Genomic DNA, 16,300 nt, shown 5'->3' on the forward strand with positions numbered 1-16,300 from the left:
AGGTCCCTTCCCGCATTCATTTTTGAATAATTGAAATGTTTCAAATTAAGTTACCGTATGAATCAAATCCCTTATTTTTACATCTTAATTCATTACCCGTTATAAACATGCCTCTTTCTGCCGGCAAATCCATGAATATTCTACATCTTTCTGCAGCTAAAAACTGGGGCGGTGGCGAGAATCATATAGAAAACCTTTGCCTCGAACTAAACCTGGCCGTAGGGAATATTCAGAATATTATTCTATGCGTTAAGGATGCGGGCTTTCATAAGAAGATCAAAAACGGGAAGCTTAAGGTGGAAGCTGTACCTATGCTGGTGAAATTTGACCTGCGTTATGTTTCTAAAATTCTTAGCTTAACCAAGAAATATAATATAGACCTCATCCATATCCATGATTCCACTGCTTTAACACTTGGAGTAATGGCTACGAAACTGGGTAAACTACCCCCGTTTGTGCTGAGCAAAAAAACCTCTTTTCCCATCAAGAACCGCACAAGGACTTTATATAAATACAATCATCCCCAGATTAATAAAATACTTTGTGTTTCAGAAAAGACGAAGGAGATAAGCTCAAGAAATATAGAAGATCACTCTAAACTGCAAACCATTTATCATGGGACGGCCATACCTAAAATATCCTCGGGCTTATTTAATCTGAGGGAAAGACTTGATCTTTCAGCTAAAAAAATAATTGTGGGTACTGTTGCGAACCATATCAGGGCTAAAAACCTGGAAACATGGATAGAAATAATAAATTATGTAATCAATATTAGAAAAGAGAAAAATTTTCATTTTGTCCAGATAGGGAGTTATACTGACAGATCACCGAAATATAAGGAGAGGATAGATAAACTTAATTTAAGTGAACATGTAAGCATGCTAGGCTTTATTCCCAATGCTTCAGAATTGATCTCTCAATTCGATATTTCCCTGATCACCTCTCAAAGTGAAGGCATACCTCAGTTCATTTATGAGAGCTTTTATCATAAGGTACCTGTAATAAGTACCAACGTGGGAGGAATTCCTGAAATTATCAAAGATGGTGAAAATGGTTTTTTAACCAATGCTCACGAACCACAAAGTTTAGCTGAGAAATTGATAGCTTTGTCCCGGAATAAAGATTTGATGAAAAGTTTTACGGAGAGATCTTATAAAAAACTGATCGAAAATTTTACCACAACAAAAATGGCCGAGCAAACTCTCGCCGAATATAAAAAAGTGCTTTATGGAAAGAATGGAACAGGAAATTAGAAACTGTTTAGACGTACTAAAAAAAGGAGGAATCATTTTATATCCTACAGATACAGTTTGGGGAATAGGCTGTGACGCCACCAATGCCGATGCTGTTGACAAAGTATTTCAGTTAAAGAAACGGGAAGAATCCAAGGCGCTTATTTGCCTGGTTTCCAATTTTAAAATGCTGGAACAATACGTGGAAGAAGTTCCTGAGATGGCTTACGACATTTTAAAATATGCTAAGAACCCAACTACCGTGATCTATGATAAGCCCATCAGGATCGCTGAAAACCTGGTAGGTAATGATGATACCCTTGGCATTAGGGTGGTGCGTGATTCGTTCTGTTCAGATCTTATAAAAAAGTTGAAACGTCCACTGGTTTCTACATCTGCAAATATAAGTGGACAACCCACTCCACAATCCTTTGATCAAATCAGTCCGCAAATTTTAAAAGGTGTAGACTATGTAGTAAATTTGCAGCGTTCAAAAAAATCACCAAAACCATCTGCCATAATCAAGTTGAGCAATGATGGCCAGGTGAGTGTGATACGCAAATAGACAGATGCCGAAATACCATAATTACAGTAAAGCTTTACATCATCAAATTTTTAATGTTATTTCTGAAGCTGCAGATGAAATTTCTGTAGATGCCTATGTAATTGGCGGTTTTGTACGCGATCATATTCTTGAACGAGGTGATCCCAAAGATATCGACATTGTTGCGGTTGGAAGTGGCATTGAACTTGCTCAAAAAGTTTCAGAAAAGCTACCTAACCGGCCTAAAGTCCAGGTTTTTAAAAATTTTGGGACGGCGATGCTTCGCTCTGGTGACATGGAAATAGAATTTGTTGGGGCACGCAAGGAAAGTTACCGGCAGGATAGCCGTAAACCCATTGTTGAAGACGGTACGCTGGAAGATGATCAGAATAGACGGGATTTCACCATAAATGCCCTGGCGCTTAAATTGAATAAAAATGGTTTTGGAGATCTCTTGGATCCATTTAACGGGTATGAAGATCTTAAGAACAGGATCATAAGAACTCCGTTGGATCCGGATATTACTTACTCAGACGATCCATTGCGTATGTACCGGGCCATAAGATTTGCCGCCCAGCTGAATTTTATAATAGAAGCTGAATCTTTAAATGCGATCAAAAGAAATAAAGAACGCATTAAGATTATCTCGAAGGAGCGTATCCTTGATGAGATCAACAAGATTATGTTAAGCGATAAGCCTTCAAAAGGTTTCGCACTCTTATATAAAACGGGATTATTAAAGAAAATACTTCCTGAACTTACCGCCCTGCAGGGTATTGATGAAGTTGAAGGTCAAACCCACAAGGATAATTTCTGGCATACACTGGAAGTAGTTGATAATATTGCTGAAAATACCAATGACCTTTGGCTTAGATGGGCCGCTTTATTACATGATATTGGAAAAGCACCAACCAAGAGATTTCATAAAAAGATTGGCTGGACCTTTCACGGCCATGAATTCGTAGGGGCAAAAATGGTCTATAAATTATTCAAAAGGCTAAGGCTTCCTTTGAATGAAAAATTGAAATTCGTTCAAAAAATGGTCTTAATGAGTTCCAGGCCTATTGCGATTGCAGATGACAGCGTCACCGATTCTGCTGTGCGCAGACTTATTTTCGATGCCGGAGACCATATCGAAGACCTTATGATTTTATGTGAGGCAGATATCACCACCAAAAATCCGAAAAGATTCAAAAAGTATCACAACAACTTCAAGCTGGTTCGCAAGAAAATTGAAGAAGTTGAAGAGCGAGATCATGTTAGGAATTTCCAGCCACCTGTTAGTGGTGAGGAGATCATGGAAACTTTCGGTATCAAACCAAGCCGTGAAGTTGGATTAATTAAGGATGCGATCAAAGAGGCTATTCTTGAGGGGGATATACCAAATGAGTATGAGCCGGCGAAAGATTTTATGATCGCCAAAGGTGAAAAGCTCGGACTAACAGTGGTAAGTAGTGAAAAATAATAGGTGGGCCTGAGCATAGTCTAGGTCTATAACATGCAACCATAAAGATGTATCGTAAATTCGTAAAGATCTCGTTAATCCTGGTTTACCTGGTAATCGTTGCCGGGGCGGTAGTAAGAATGACCGGTTCCGGAATGGGATGCCCGGACTGGCCAAAGTGCTTTGGATATTACATCCCTCCTACCGAGATCTCTGAACTGGAATTTCAGCCGAACAGGGATTATAATAAAGGTCAAGTGATTATTGTAGGTCAAAGCCTGAAAGTTGCGGTTGAGGATTTCAAGACTTCCGCAGAATATCAGTCTTCCAACTGGGAGGATTACGAAAAACACGATTACGCTATCTTCAATCCCACGCACACCTGGGTGGAATATATTAACAGGTTGCTTGGCGCACTTGCGGGCCTTGCTGTTCTGGTAATGGCACTTCTATCTTTTAAAAAGTTCAGCCTAAAAAAACGCATTCCCATTTTATCCTGGTTGTGCGTTTTAATGATGGGATTCCAGGCATGGCTTGGAGCTACAGTGGTTTATTCTGTCTTGGCACCGGCAAAGATCACCATCCATATGATCATGGCTTTGGTCATAGTAGCGGTACTGTTGTACCTGCTCAAAATATCTTCTGAAAAGGAAAGCAATAAATTTAAGACGAAAAGTTTTCAACTACTACTGAGTTTTGCGGTGATCCTCACCCTCATCCAGGTAGTTATGGGCACCCAGGTAAGGCAGTTCGTGGATGAGCAGATTCGCAGTTTTGGTTATGATGCCAGATCAATGTGGTTATCAGATCCTAATACCATGTTTTATGTACACCGTTCTTTTTCAATCCTTGTACTACTAGTGAACCTGGCCTTGTGGTGGCAAAACAGGAAATTCGGACTGAATCTTCACCGCATCAATATTGTGATCGCCCTGATTCTTTTAGAAGTAGCGACCGGGGTAGCCATGTATAATTTTGATTTCCCTTATCTCTCCCAACCACTCCATCTGGTGATTGCTTCCCTACTTTTCGGATTCCAGTTTTACCTGTTAATGGAAAGTATTTATGCGACAGAGAAGATTAAAAAATTGTAACTTTGACCTCCAAATTTTTTAGATATGGTTTATAGATTCCGAGTAATTCTCGATGCTGATGAAGATGTTTTCAGAGATATAGAAATACTACAGGAAAGTACCCTGGAAGACCTCCACAATACTATCGTACAGTCCTTTGGATTTGACGGTAGCGAGATGGCTTCGTTCTACATTAGTGATGACGAATGGAATCAGGGCGAGGAAATCCACCAGTTCGATATGAGCGGTCATGATACCTCCATTAAATTAATGAACGAAACTTCCTTGGACAGTATTCTTTCAGAAAAACAGACCAAACTTATTTATATTTATGATTTCCTGAAAATGTGGACATTCTTTGTTGAACTGGCCCAGATCGCGGAAATCGAGGAAGGTCGAGACTACCCGAACCTGATGTATGTTCATGGTCAGATCCCGGAAAATGCACCTGAAAAGGAATTTACCGGCGAAGATGACGGTATTCTTAATGGAGATTATGATGATGATTTCGATACCGATGGTTACGATGATTTCGAGTTTGATGAAAACTGGAACTAATTCTGTTCCGAAAGCTTTCATTTAATTTCTTTCTGAGAAACTTCTTTCAGAACTCACAATTTTCAACTTTATTTAGTCAAAACTTCAGATATAGATGATCAATCTTTTTAATGCCCAAATTGAATCACTTTCCATACATCGCGTGGGGAATAAAAATCGTGGTGAGAATATTTTTATTTCTGCATCTACTTTTCATTTAAATGATGAAATAAAGCCTTTAATCAAGGAGTATTTTCTAAAACCATTCCGGGAAAAAGAAGAAACCTATTATCGCTTTCACCATGAATCTGATATTGAATTTAACGAATTGTACAATCTCTCTAACCAGATTTTTGACGATCAGTTCAACACACATGAGTATTCTAAAAAAATAGCTACTCTTTTATATGAGCAGTCTACTCATCCTCATATTAAAAGCGGGGAAGTCTACGTGGTATATTTTGAGGGGATGCAGCTGGATAATGAAAAAGTTTCGGCTATCGGAATTTTTAAGTCTGAATTGAAACATGATTTTCTTCAGTTCGAACAGAAACAAAGCAACCTGGAAATGATCGTTCAGCAAGGCGTGAATCTTCAGAAGCTCGATAAAGGGGCGATCATTTTTAATAAGAACAGAGAGGAAGGATACAAGATCCTTTCAGTAGATTCCAATCGTTACGACACCAAATACTGGCTCGAGAATTTCCTGGGAGTAGATGTGCTGGCAGATGAAAATTACTTTACCAAAAACTACCTGAATTTTGCCAAAAATTTCGCTAAAGATGTGGTTTTACCTGCAGAAGATAAAAAGCAGGAAGTGATGTTCATGAACCGTAGTATGGATTACTTCGCTAAAAATGACGATTTCGAGGAAAGCAATTATATTAATTCTGTGATCGATAACCCTGCGTTGATCCCTGAATTTCAGAATTACAAAACTGAAAAAGCACCTAAATACAAGGTAGAGGATCTAACGAATTTTCCTATTGCCAACAAAGCGGTTACAGACGCTCGTAAAAAGATCAAAAATGTGATCACTCTGGATACGAACATCCAAATAAAAATGGATTTTGTTAATGCAGAATCTGCGGAGAAATTTGTAGAAAAAGGCTGGGACGAAGAAAAACAAATGTATTATTACCTGGTATACTTTAATAAGGAAGAAAAAAAGTAATTCCAATTTAAATACTAAAAAAAAGGGAAGCGACCAGATGGTCGCTTCCCTTTTTTTATGCCTTTAATATTATTGCAGAAGACGCTGCATATTCACATTTTCATAGTTTCGTTTTACAAAATCCAGTGCAGTCCTTAAGATCTGACCCATGGTACTGGCTCTTTTAAATTTCATGTCCCTGGAAAACGCATACAATTCATTTCGAAGCTCCTTGACATTATCTTTCGTAGAGACATGATCATTGATCATACATCTTATCAACTCCTTATACCTGCTTTGCGTATTTATCATCCTTTTAGCCAATAAGGATCGCTCTTCTTTTCTGTATTGCTCAATCGAAGAGTTTTCTAGTTTTTCTGAAACCAGCTTGACCATCTTATAATTCTCCTTAAAGAACTGCGGGCGGTACACCTTTAAATTACCTTCAAAACATTGCTGATCAAAATCTATCGCTCTAATCTGATATTCCACATGATCAAAATCATGGGTTGGAATAACCACGTAGTTGTAGGACCTCATATCTCCCAGCAAACGAACGGTACATCTTTCATTGAACTTCACGAATTGCTTGGCGATCTGGGTTTGTGCCCTTAAATCGCATTCAGGTAAGTGATCCTCAATAAAAACATCTCCGGGAATTCCAGCAATATGTTCCTCGATTAAAGTATCCTTATACACCAGGAAATTGATACGGTGAGGAGATAGTAAATGTTCGAATTCGAGCCCATATACTCTGGAAGCATCCGCTTTTTTCACATAGAAATAAGTAAAACTATCATTCAGGATATTCCTGACCTTAATCCGGAATGGTTTTGAATTTCCAAACGTGCAATAGTCGATTGCATCCACATTCAGGTAATCCAGCGAGTCTTCACTACCGTCTGAATGCAGAATGGTATAAACCTTCTTCAGACTGTTATCTATCTCAATTCTTTCGTGGTCGGGATAGTAACAACGCACCCAGAAGGTGTCTTCGTCATGCTGGTCATAAACCACGATAGAACCAGAAAACCTTAACAGGTCATCATAAAAAACGGGAATCTTCGTATTGCGGTTATATTTAGCGAGATATCGGTTAAAGCGATCATTGATCGGAAATGCCGGCTTTTTCTTCGACATTAATTTCTCTTCCATAAATTTGCTCGTTTTGCTCAAAATTAAGCTTATTATAGGGAAACCTGTAACAAAATCCTATTTTAGACGTCGTATTTTAAACACTTCACCAATCTTGGAAACAATTTTAAGTTTAAATAACCTGACCAAAAAATTCGGCAGGATCACCGCTGTCGATAATTTAAGTTTTAGCATAGAAAAGGGAAACGTTTATGGCATTTTAGGCCCTAATGGTAGTGGGAAATCCACCACCCTTGGTATGGTACTGAATGTAGTAAATAAAACCTCGGGAGACTTCCAGTGGTTTGACGGCAATATGTCTACCCATGAAGCTTTAAAGAAAGTAGGTGCCATTATTGAGCATCCCAACTTTTATCCATACATGACCGCAGAACAAAATCTGAAACTTGTTTGTAAGATCAAGGGAACCCACAAAAGCAAAGTCCTGGAAAAGCTGGAAATTGTAGGTTTACTGGATCGCAAGGACAGCAAATTCAAGACATTTTCACTGGGAATGAAACAAAGACTAGCCATTGCGTCTGCCCTGTTAAATGACCCGGAAATACTAATATTAGATGAGCCCACCAATGGTTTGGATCCACAGGGAATACACCAGATAAGGGAGATCATAAGAAAGATCGCATCTGGCGGAACTACCATTCTACTGGCATCGCACCTTCTGGATGAAGTTGAAAAAGTATGTTCTCATGTGGTCATCATCAGAAAGGGTAAAAAGTTATACAGTGGCCCGGTAGACCAGATCATAAACAGCCATGGATTCTTTGAACTAAAAGCTACAGACATGCAGAGGCTTCAGGAATTACTCCATACCCATCCAAAAATCGGGAAGATTTCCGATAAAGAGGGAACTTTGACCGCTATCCTGGAAGATCCAATGGAAGCTGAGGAGATCAACCGATTCCTTTTCGAAAAGGGACTTTCCCTCTCCTATTTAAATAAACGAAAAGAAAGTCTTGAAGAACAATTCCTGCAATTAACCAATCAAACAGCCCAGAACTAATGTTACGCTTACTAGAAATAGAATATAATAAACTGCGTTACAGCAGATCGGCAAGAATCCTGATCATCACTTATTTTATATTGATCACCTTCATTGCCTTAATTGCTTCCATAGAATTTAATATTGGTAATATCGAATTCAGGGTAGCAGACCAGGGAATTTTTAATTTTCCCTATATATGGCATTTCAATAGTTATATCGCTGCATTACTAAAGTTATTCCTGGCCATTGTGATTGTTTCCATGATGTCTAACGAATATAGTAACAGGACGATCAAACAAAATCTTATTGACGGGCTAAGCAAAAGAGAATTTGTACTATCCAAGTTTCTAACCGTTCTGGTATTCTCGGGAATTTCAACTTTCTTTCTATTTGTAGTGACAATGATCCTGGGGCTTACATTTTCAGATTATAACGAGTTCTCGATCATTTTCTCAGATCTTGAATACCTGCTGGCTTACTTTATAAAATTAACCGGATTTTTTGCTTTTTGTATGTTCCTGGGCATACTGGTCAAGAGATCTGCTTTTGCCCTTGGTTTCCTCATTGTCTGGGCAATTTTTGAAGGGATTTTCTATGCCGTACTGAACTTCAAATTTTTTAAAGGAACTGATATTGCTACCAACATCATGCAATTCTTCCCGCTGGAATCTATGAGCAATCTGGTGGTGGAACCCTTCTCGCGGTTGAATGCTGTACAAACTGCAGCAACCCAGATAGGTAGCGAATTGAACAAAGATTACGGTATTCACTGGTACCAGTTACTGATTGTAATTGTCTGGATCGTAATTTTTGTTTACTCTTCTTTCGTTCTACTCAAAAAACGAGATCTTTAAGGTCCAGCGAGTAATCTATCGATGAAGAAAATTCTTAATGTACTTTTAATCCTTGGCAACCTGTGGTTTGGCATGGCGCAGAATTCAGCAAATGACTGTTCTGGTGCTATAAAGATTTGTGGCGATGGGGCGATCTCCAGTAATGCTGATGGAGTTGGAAGGCAGGAACTAACCGGTAGCAATAATTGCAATAGCCAGGAGCATAACAGCTTATGGCTGGAAATAGAGATCACGAAAGCAGGGACCCTTGGATTTAACCTGATCCCTACCAGTAGTGATCTGAATATAGATTACGACTTCTTTATTTTTGGACCGAACGCAAATTGTGGTGCTCTGGGAAATGCCATTCGTTGTTCAACCACAAATCCTCTTGCTTCCAATGCCTCAACAAATCGAACCGGGATGAACGATATGGAGTCAGACACCAGTGAAGGTCCTGGCGCTAGTGGTAATAATTTTGTTAAAGCTCTGGATGTACTTCCAGGTGAGACTTATTTTATTGTCATAGACAGACCAATAGGTAATAGTCCCTTTAAACTTGAGTGGACCGGAACTTCGACTCTAGGCGGATTCCCGTTTCCAGACGGTCCCAGGATCAACAAACCTAATGACCTGGAAACCTGCAATTCCAACGGCGTTTCAGATTTTGATGTTTCAAGTACCTCCAGCGAGATTGTAACCCAGGATAATACGACTTTAACCTACCATGAATCGCTGGCAGACGCTTCAGATAACCTTAACCCTATAAGGGGAATGTATAACAGCAACCAGCCGGTTAAAACAATTTATGCCAGGGTGGAAAATAATATGAATGGCTGTGCTAAGATCACCGATTTTGACCTTATTATTAATGATGGCCCACTCATTAAGCAGGATAATATCCTCGAACGATGTGACCTTGATCTTAACGGAATGGAAGAATATGTGCTCACAGATTTAACCGGCACTATTTTGAATGGCCTTGATCCAGATAGCCACGATGTAAAATATTTTCAGACTCAGAATGACGCCATAAATTATCGAAACGCAATCGAGTCTGATTATCCCAGTACAGGAGAAGAATCGGTTTACGCTCGCGTTTCTGAAAGAGAGAACCTTCTATGTTATAATATCGCCGAAATTGAATTGACCTTAAATGCCCCTCCGCAAATCGAATCTGTTGGAGTTTTTCAACCCCAGGTAAATTCAAACAGCAATACAATTACCCTGCAGGTTAGTAATGCTAGTGACTACGAGTATTCTATAGGCAATATTGATGGCCCATATCAGACTAGTACAACCTTTAAAAATGTGAACTCCGGTTTTCAAACCGTTTATATCAGGGACCTCAAAGGTTGTGCGATCGTAAGCACAGAAATCGTCATTCTGGGTTATGATAGCTTTTTCACTCCAAATTTTGATGGAATTAATGATTTCTGGCAGATAAAAGGCATCAGTAGCGGCAATAATCTGGTACATATTTTTGACCGGTATGGAAAACTTCTGAAAAAGCTGAAAACTACAGACCGCGGATGGGATGGCACTTTCAATGGCATCAACCTGCCTTCTGATGATTACTGGTTTAATGTCAGGCTTCAGAATGGCCAGGAATTCAATGGGCATTTTACACTTGTTAGATGAATCCTAAAAAATTGATTTAGGCCCGATAATTGTTTAATTTCGTGAGGCTATGAAATTCGTCAGGTTTTGATTTGGTAAAATTTTGATCCTTCCTGACTAATACATCTAATTACATTTTCAGGCTTAAATGTATGGATGAAAAAGAAATCTGCTGAATGAAATTTGACATCAAATCTGATTATAAACCTACCGGAGACCAACCGAATGCGATAAAGCAATTGGTTTCAGGGATAGAAAAGAACGAGCAATATCAAACCTTACTTGGGGTAACGGGATCGGGAAAAACTTTTACGGTTGCCAATGTGATCGAAGAAGTCCAAAAACCAACTTTGGTTCTGGCGCATAATAAAACCCTGGCAGCACAGCTATATTCAGAATTCAAGGAATTTTTCCCCGAAAATGCGGTGGAATATTTCGTTAGTTATTATGACTACTACCAGCCGGAAGCATTTATTCCAACTTCAGGAACTTATATTGAAAAAGATCTTTCCATTAATGAAGAGATCGAAAAATTGAGGCTAAGCACTACTTCTTCCCTTTTAAGCGGAAGAAGGGATGTAATCGTAGTAGCGTCAGTTTCGTGTTTATATGGTATAGGTAACCCGGTGGAATTTCGTAAAAATGTGGTTTCCATAGAAAGAGATATGGAGATATCCAGGACTAAATTCCTTCACCGCCTGGTACAAAGTCTTTATTCCAGGACCGAAGCTGAATTTAATCATGGTAATTTCAGAATAAAAGGAGACACGGTGGACGTGTATCCGAGTTACGCCGATAATGCATTCAGGATACATTTCTTTGGAGATGAAATAGAGGAGATTGAAGCATTTGATCCAACTACGAAAGAAATTATAGAGAAATATGACCGTCTGAATATTTATCCGGCTAATATGTTCGTGACGTCACCTGACGTTCTACAGAATGCCATTCATGAGATACAGGATGACCTGGTAAAGCAGGTGGACTATTTCCAGGATATTGGAAAAACCCTTGAAGCCAAACGTCTGGATGAAAGAACTAATTTTGACCTGGAAATGATCCGGGAGCTTGGATATTGTTCCGGGATTGAAAATTATTCGAGGTATCTGGATGGCAGAAAACCTGGTACGCGACCATTCTGCCTGCTGGACTACTTCCCGGACGATTATTTAATGGTGGTGGATGAATCTCACGTAACTATCCCGCAGGTACATGCGATGTACGGGGGTGACAGGTCAAGAAAGGAAACACTGGTGGATTATGGATTCAGACTTCCAGCGGCTATGGATAACCGCCCATTGAAATTTGAAGAGTTCGAAGCTTTACAAAACCAGGTTATTTATGTAAGTGCGACTCCTGCCGATTACGAACTTCAAAAAAGTGAAGGGATCTATGTTGAGCAGGTGATTAGGCCCACAGGTTTATTAGATCCTGTTATAGAAGTAAGACCAAGTCTTAACCAGATAGATGATCTAATCGAGGAGATCCAGATTCGGGTGGAAAAAGATGAGCGTATTCTTGTGACCACCCTAACCAAGAGAATGGCCGAGGAATTGACAAAATACCTGACCAGGATCGATATTCGCTGCCGTTATATCCATTCAGATGTAGATACCCTTGAAAGAGTCGAGATCATGCAGGATCTTCGAAAAGGAATTTTTGATGTACTGGTTGGAGTAAATTTATTGCGGGAAGGTCTTGACCTGCCGGAAGTGTCATTAGTAGCGATTATTGATGCCGATAAAGAAGGCTTTTTAAGAAGTAATCGCTCCTTAACCCAGACCATTGGTAGAGCCGCACGACACGTAGAAGGTAAGGCGATCCTTTACGCAGATAAGATCACAGATAGTATGCAGAAGACTATAGATCAAACCGAATATCGCAGAAGCAAACAAATTGAATATAACAAGGAAAATAATATAACTCCAACCGCCCTGGTAAAGAAATACAACAATGCTCTTATCAAGGAAAAGCTGGATATCTATGATCATGAAACCCGTCCTGATCTTAAAGCTGCAGAGAAAGAAGCTGAGTATCTAACCAAACCTCAAATGGAGAAAAAGGTTAGAGAAAAACGTAAAGCCATGGAATCTGCAGCAAAAGAACTCGATTTCATGCAGGCAGCACGATTACGTGATGAAATAAAAATCCTGCAGGAGAAAATTGGGGAAATGGCTTAGCTAAATGATTGATATTAAAATATTTAAACTATATTTACCTGATCCTAAAGCATTTAAAAGTTTTATTATAAACAAAAAACTACTTGTTTATGAGGATCTCTATTTTCTTACTGCTGTTATCTTCAGGTTATTTTTCCAGTGCACAGGTAGGCATTGGCAATTACGATCCAATGGCGCAGCTCGACATTACAGCCACCAACCGCGCAGAGCCTTCAGTTATTGATGGCATTTTAATTCCCAGGATAGATAAATTTCCTGCGGTGAATCCCGGAAATAATCAGCATGGAATGCTCACTTTTTTAACCAAAAGCGTTACTAATTTTTCTCCCGGATTTTATTTCTGGAACGCGACAGAAAATAAATGGAAATCATTAGCATCAGATATTCCGGGATCTAATTTCTATAAACCTACCACCACACAAAGTCCGAATAATATAACCGATCCTATCTACCGCGATAATAGTATTGGCATAGGCACAGATGTCATTACCTCCAGATTGCAAGTTGCTATAGGCCCAGGCAAGGACCTGGCTTTGAAAAAAGGACTGGAAGTAGATAATGCAAATTCTGCCACCGATAATCTCACCACCTATGGAATTATAAGTGACAATCGCAGCCAGACAAACGGAAATAAATATGGCTTAAAAACAAACGTAGGTGGAGTTGGGATAGGTATACACTACGGGATATTCAATGAAACCTATCAAAATACCGGTACGAACGATATCTATGGGATATTTAATCGGGTAGGCAGAACTTTCGGAGCTAAAAGCAATAATTATGGAATTTATAGTGAAATAGGGAGCATACAGGGTGTAGGAAATATTTTCGGAATTTACAGTATCGCTATAGGAGATGCTAACAGCAACGTTTATGCTGCTTATTTTGCGGGGCGCGTGGGAATTGGTAATACTCCCGAAACAGATTATGTTCTTCCTGCAGCGAGAGGAACAGATGGACAGGTTATGATGACCAGTGCGACCGGGCAGGTATCATGGAGTAATGCCGGTATTCAGAATTACTCCAGCACCACCAGTAATACAGGGGAATTTACGATCACAGATGATATAGGAACTTTAAGAATCAACAACCAGATTACAGCATTGATCATTCCCGCGTCTGCATCAAATAAAGGACGTATTTTAAGACTTATCAACTGGCCGGGGAATTCAGAAAAACCATTTATATTTTTAGGCAGTGATGATCTTTTTGACGTAAGAACCAATGCAAAAGTATTGAGTATTAAACCTCAGCAAGTACTAACAATACAGAGCGCAGGTAACAGGTGGATTCTTCTAAATCAATAAAAAAGCACCCGGTTTTTGGGTGCTCTTTTCCTTAACTAATCAAATTACTTCAGACTAAGAAATATCTATCAATCGTTTCGCCTGAACTTTAGCTTCCTCCTTCTTTGGAAGCGCAATCTCTAATACTCCATTTTCATAAGAAGCTGAAATCTTAGAACTGTCTACAGAATCTGGTAAGCTAAAAGCTCTTTTAAAGCTGCGGTAGCTAAACTCTTTTCTGGTAAATCTTCCATTTTTATCTGTACTTTCTTCTTCTTTTTTCTCTTCTGAAGAAATGGTAAGTACATCATTATCCAACTCGATATTAAAATCTTCTTTAGACATTCCCGGAGCTGCTACTTCCACATTAAAACTATCTTCAGATTCCATAATGTTCACAGCAGGTATACTGGTACCTATACTGTTAACATTTGTAGTACCTCCCAGCCAGTCAGTTCTGAACATATCATCAAAAACTGAAGGCAACCAATTTGTCTCGTTTCTTTTAATTAAACTCATAGCTGTATATTTTTAAAGATTAATAGTAAAATTTTCAATAAATATTTAGCAAATCGAATACCATAGCTCGCCAACTGCCTTTTTGTCTTAAATTATTCTCTAAACCATGTCTTTTTGTCCGACTTACTAAATAAGCGTTAATTAATATCCCCTTTTATGAGAATCCTTAACTTTAAGATCAAATAATTTCTAATGAAGCAATTGTTTAACCGCACCCTGGCTTTCTTTAATGTCATTGAAAGCAAAATTGCCTTTTATCCTACCCTATTAGCATTCCTGGGCTTCAACTTTGCATTTTTTATGCTTTACCTTGAAAACAGGGGGATTTCAAAATATCTTATCGAGCATGTTCCGGTATTAGTTGTAGATAATGGGGATACCGCGATGACCATTCTTAGTTCGCTAATTACAGGACTTATTTCCATGGTGGTTTTTAGCTTTTCGATGGTAATGTTATTATTAAGCCAGGCTTCCAGCAATTTCTCGCCAAGGTTATTACCGGGTTTGATAAGTGACCGGCGACATCAGGTTATTTTAGGAATCTATCTTTTCACAATTCTGTATTGCATATTTATCCTTTTTGCCATTCAACCTACCGGGGACCAATATCAAATACCTGGATTTGCAGTCCTGTTAGGCATCATTCAGACAGTTGTAAGTATTTATGCTTTCATTTACTTTATTCATAACATTTCCCAGAGTATCCAGATCAGTAATATCCTGCAAAATATTTTTAAGATCGCAAAAAGAAGACTTGATGAACTGATCGATTCTGAAGAAGATCAATATGATAATTTTCCATCAACAGAAGACTGGAAGGAGTACCACAGTGAAAAAAGTGGTTACCTACAAAATATTTCCTTTACTAACCTTATTGATATCTGCGAGGCTGAAAACATTAAATTACATATACTTCCGGTTAAAGGAATATTTGTATTGAATGGCATTCCATTATTCAAGGTTAATAAAGACCTGGACGAAGAGGTTATAAAAAAAATACTTTCTAATTTCAATTTCTCCAGGGAAGAACTCGTTTCAGATAATTACACCCTGGCCTTTAAGCAGATCACCGAAATCATAGTAAAAGCAATGTCCCCTGGAATAAATGATCCCGGTACCGCTATTAATGGTATAGATTATCTTACTGAACTACTGGCGTTGAGAATGAAGAAAAAGAATACCAGTGTAATCATAAGGGATGAAACCGCTTACATTAGATTAAATACTATAGATTTTGAGGATCTTCTACATAACATTATGGCCTCCATTCGCACCTATTGTAAGCACGACATTGTCCTTGTACAGAAATTATTACTAATGTTCTATTACCTGGAAAAACAGCAAACCAGGGAAACCTCATATTCAGAAAATCTGAGGCGTGAAGCTAAAAACCTGCTTACAGATGCCAAAGATTCTATTAAAAATGAAGATGATATACAAACAGCTCTTAACTTAGCAGAAAAATTTAACCTTCAGACATAAAATAACAATGGCACTTACAAATAATGATATTTTTAAAAAATTAAGGGTAGCACATAAACTAACCAATGAGGATATTGTAAAGATCTGTGAACTGGTAGATTTTAAAGTTTCCAAGAGTGAACTTGGTGCTATTTTTAGGAGAGAAGACCATGAAAAATATGTGGAATGCGGGGACCAGTTTCTCAGAAATTTTCTGGACGGCCTAATAATTCACCTTCGGGGACCAATGCCGAAGAAAAAGTAATTTCCAGGAATTAGTG

At 38.7% G+C, this 16,300-nt stretch carries 15 protein-coding genes; 13 read left to right on the forward strand and 2 right to left on the reverse strand.

Going from position 1 to position 16,300, the window contains the following annotated elements:
• The first annotated feature begins 107 nt into the window (after positions 1–107).
• From FGM01_RS07910 to FGM01_RS07935, 6 genes are all read left to right on the forward strand, one after another.
• Positions 108–1,253 (forward strand): glycosyltransferase family 4 protein, encoded by a 1,146-nt coding sequence (locus FGM01_RS07910; protein ID WP_243735781.1) that lies wholly within the window; start codon positions 108–110, stop codon positions 1,251–1,253.
• Positions 1,228–1,797, forward strand: coding sequence for an L-threonylcarbamoyladenylate synthase (locus tag FGM01_RS07915; protein ID WP_143410643.1), 570 nt, complete (start codon positions 1,228–1,230; stop codon positions 1,795–1,797). Before FGM01_RS07910 ends, FGM01_RS07915 begins: the two co-directional genes overlap by 26 nt.
• Before the next feature lie 4 nt (positions 1,798–1,801).
• Entirely contained in the window at positions 1,802–3,241 is a 1,440-nt protein-coding gene (locus FGM01_RS07920) for a CCA tRNA nucleotidyltransferase (protein ID WP_143410644.1), read from the forward strand.
• A 47-nt stretch (positions 3,242–3,288) separates the two neighbouring features.
• Entirely contained in the window at positions 3,289–4,314 is a 1,026-nt protein-coding gene (locus tag FGM01_RS07925) for a COX15/CtaA family protein (RefSeq protein WP_143410645.1), read from the forward strand.
• Positions 4,315–4,338: 24 nt separating this feature from the next.
• Entirely contained in the window at positions 4,339–4,851 is a 513-nt protein-coding gene (locus tag FGM01_RS07930) for an IS1096 element passenger TnpR family protein (protein WP_143410646.1), read from the forward strand.
• A gap of 94 nt (positions 4,852–4,945) precedes the next feature.
• The gene (locus FGM01_RS07935; protein WP_143410647.1) at positions 4,946–6,004 is read left to right on the forward strand and encodes a nucleoid-associated protein; all 1,059 of its coding nucleotides are present in this window, start codon (positions 4,946–4,948) and stop codon (positions 6,002–6,004) included.
• Between the two features lie 69 nt (positions 6,005–6,073).
• Here the strand turns inward: FGM01_RS07935 and FGM01_RS07940 are convergent, their stop codons facing one another.
• Positions 6,074–7,138, reverse strand: a complete 1,065-nt coding sequence (locus FGM01_RS07940) for a hypothetical protein (RefSeq protein ID WP_143410648.1) — start codon at positions 7,136–7,138, stop codon at positions 6,074–6,076.
• A gap of 94 nt (positions 7,139–7,232) precedes the next feature.
• On the opposite strand from FGM01_RS07940, the gene FGM01_RS07945 reads away from it, so the two are divergent.
• From FGM01_RS07945 to FGM01_RS07965, 5 genes are all read left to right on the forward strand, one after another.
• The gene (locus tag FGM01_RS07945) at positions 7,233–8,138 is read left to right on the forward strand and encodes an ABC transporter ATP-binding protein (protein WP_143410649.1); all 906 of its coding nucleotides are present in this window, start codon (positions 7,233–7,235) and stop codon (positions 8,136–8,138) included.
• Positions 8,138–8,974: an ABC transporter permease gene (locus FGM01_RS07950; protein WP_143410650.1), complete on the forward strand. Its 837-nt coding sequence runs from the start codon at positions 8,138–8,140 to the stop codon at positions 8,972–8,974. Before FGM01_RS07945 ends, FGM01_RS07950 begins: the two co-directional genes overlap by 1 nt.
• 21 nt (positions 8,975–8,995) lie before the next feature.
• The gene (locus FGM01_RS07955; protein WP_143410651.1) at positions 8,996–10,594 is read left to right on the forward strand and encodes a T9SS type B sorting domain-containing protein; all 1,599 of its coding nucleotides are present in this window, start codon (positions 8,996–8,998) and stop codon (positions 10,592–10,594) included.
• 155 nt (positions 10,595–10,749) lie between these two features.
• The gene (gene uvrB, locus FGM01_RS07960; RefSeq protein ID WP_143410652.1) at positions 10,750–12,753 is read left to right on the forward strand and encodes an excinuclease ABC subunit UvrB; all 2,004 of its coding nucleotides are present in this window, start codon (positions 10,750–10,752) and stop codon (positions 12,751–12,753) included.
• An 89-nt stretch (positions 12,754–12,842) separates the two neighbouring features.
• On the forward strand, positions 12,843–14,060 hold the full coding sequence (locus FGM01_RS07965; protein WP_143410653.1) for a hypothetical protein: 1,218 nt from the start codon (positions 12,843–12,845) through the stop codon (positions 14,058–14,060).
• Between the two features lie 54 nt (positions 14,061–14,114).
• Here the strand turns inward: FGM01_RS07965 and FGM01_RS07970 are convergent, their stop codons facing one another.
• Complete coding sequence (locus FGM01_RS07970; RefSeq protein WP_143410654.1) at positions 14,115–14,558, reverse strand: Hsp20/alpha crystallin family protein; 444 nt, start codon at positions 14,556–14,558, stop codon at positions 14,115–14,117.
• Positions 14,559–14,750: 192 nt separating this feature from the next.
• Between FGM01_RS07970 and FGM01_RS07975 the strand changes: the two genes are divergently transcribed.
• Positions 14,751–16,040: a DUF2254 domain-containing protein gene (locus tag FGM01_RS07975; protein WP_143410655.1), complete on the forward strand. Its 1,290-nt coding sequence runs from the start codon at positions 14,751–14,753 to the stop codon at positions 16,038–16,040.
• Between the two features lie 7 nt (positions 16,041–16,047).
• Positions 16,048–16,284 (forward strand): DUF1456 family protein, encoded by a 237-nt coding sequence (locus tag FGM01_RS07980; protein ID WP_108172643.1) that lies wholly within the window; start codon positions 16,048–16,050, stop codon positions 16,282–16,284.
• Positions 16,285–16,300 lie beyond the last annotated feature (16 nt).

This window comes from Christiangramia sabulilitoris (assembly GCF_007050985.1).
In the GTDB taxonomy this organism is placed as follows: domain Bacteria; phylum Bacteroidota; class Bacteroidia; order Flavobacteriales; family Flavobacteriaceae; genus Christiangramia; species Christiangramia sabulilitoris.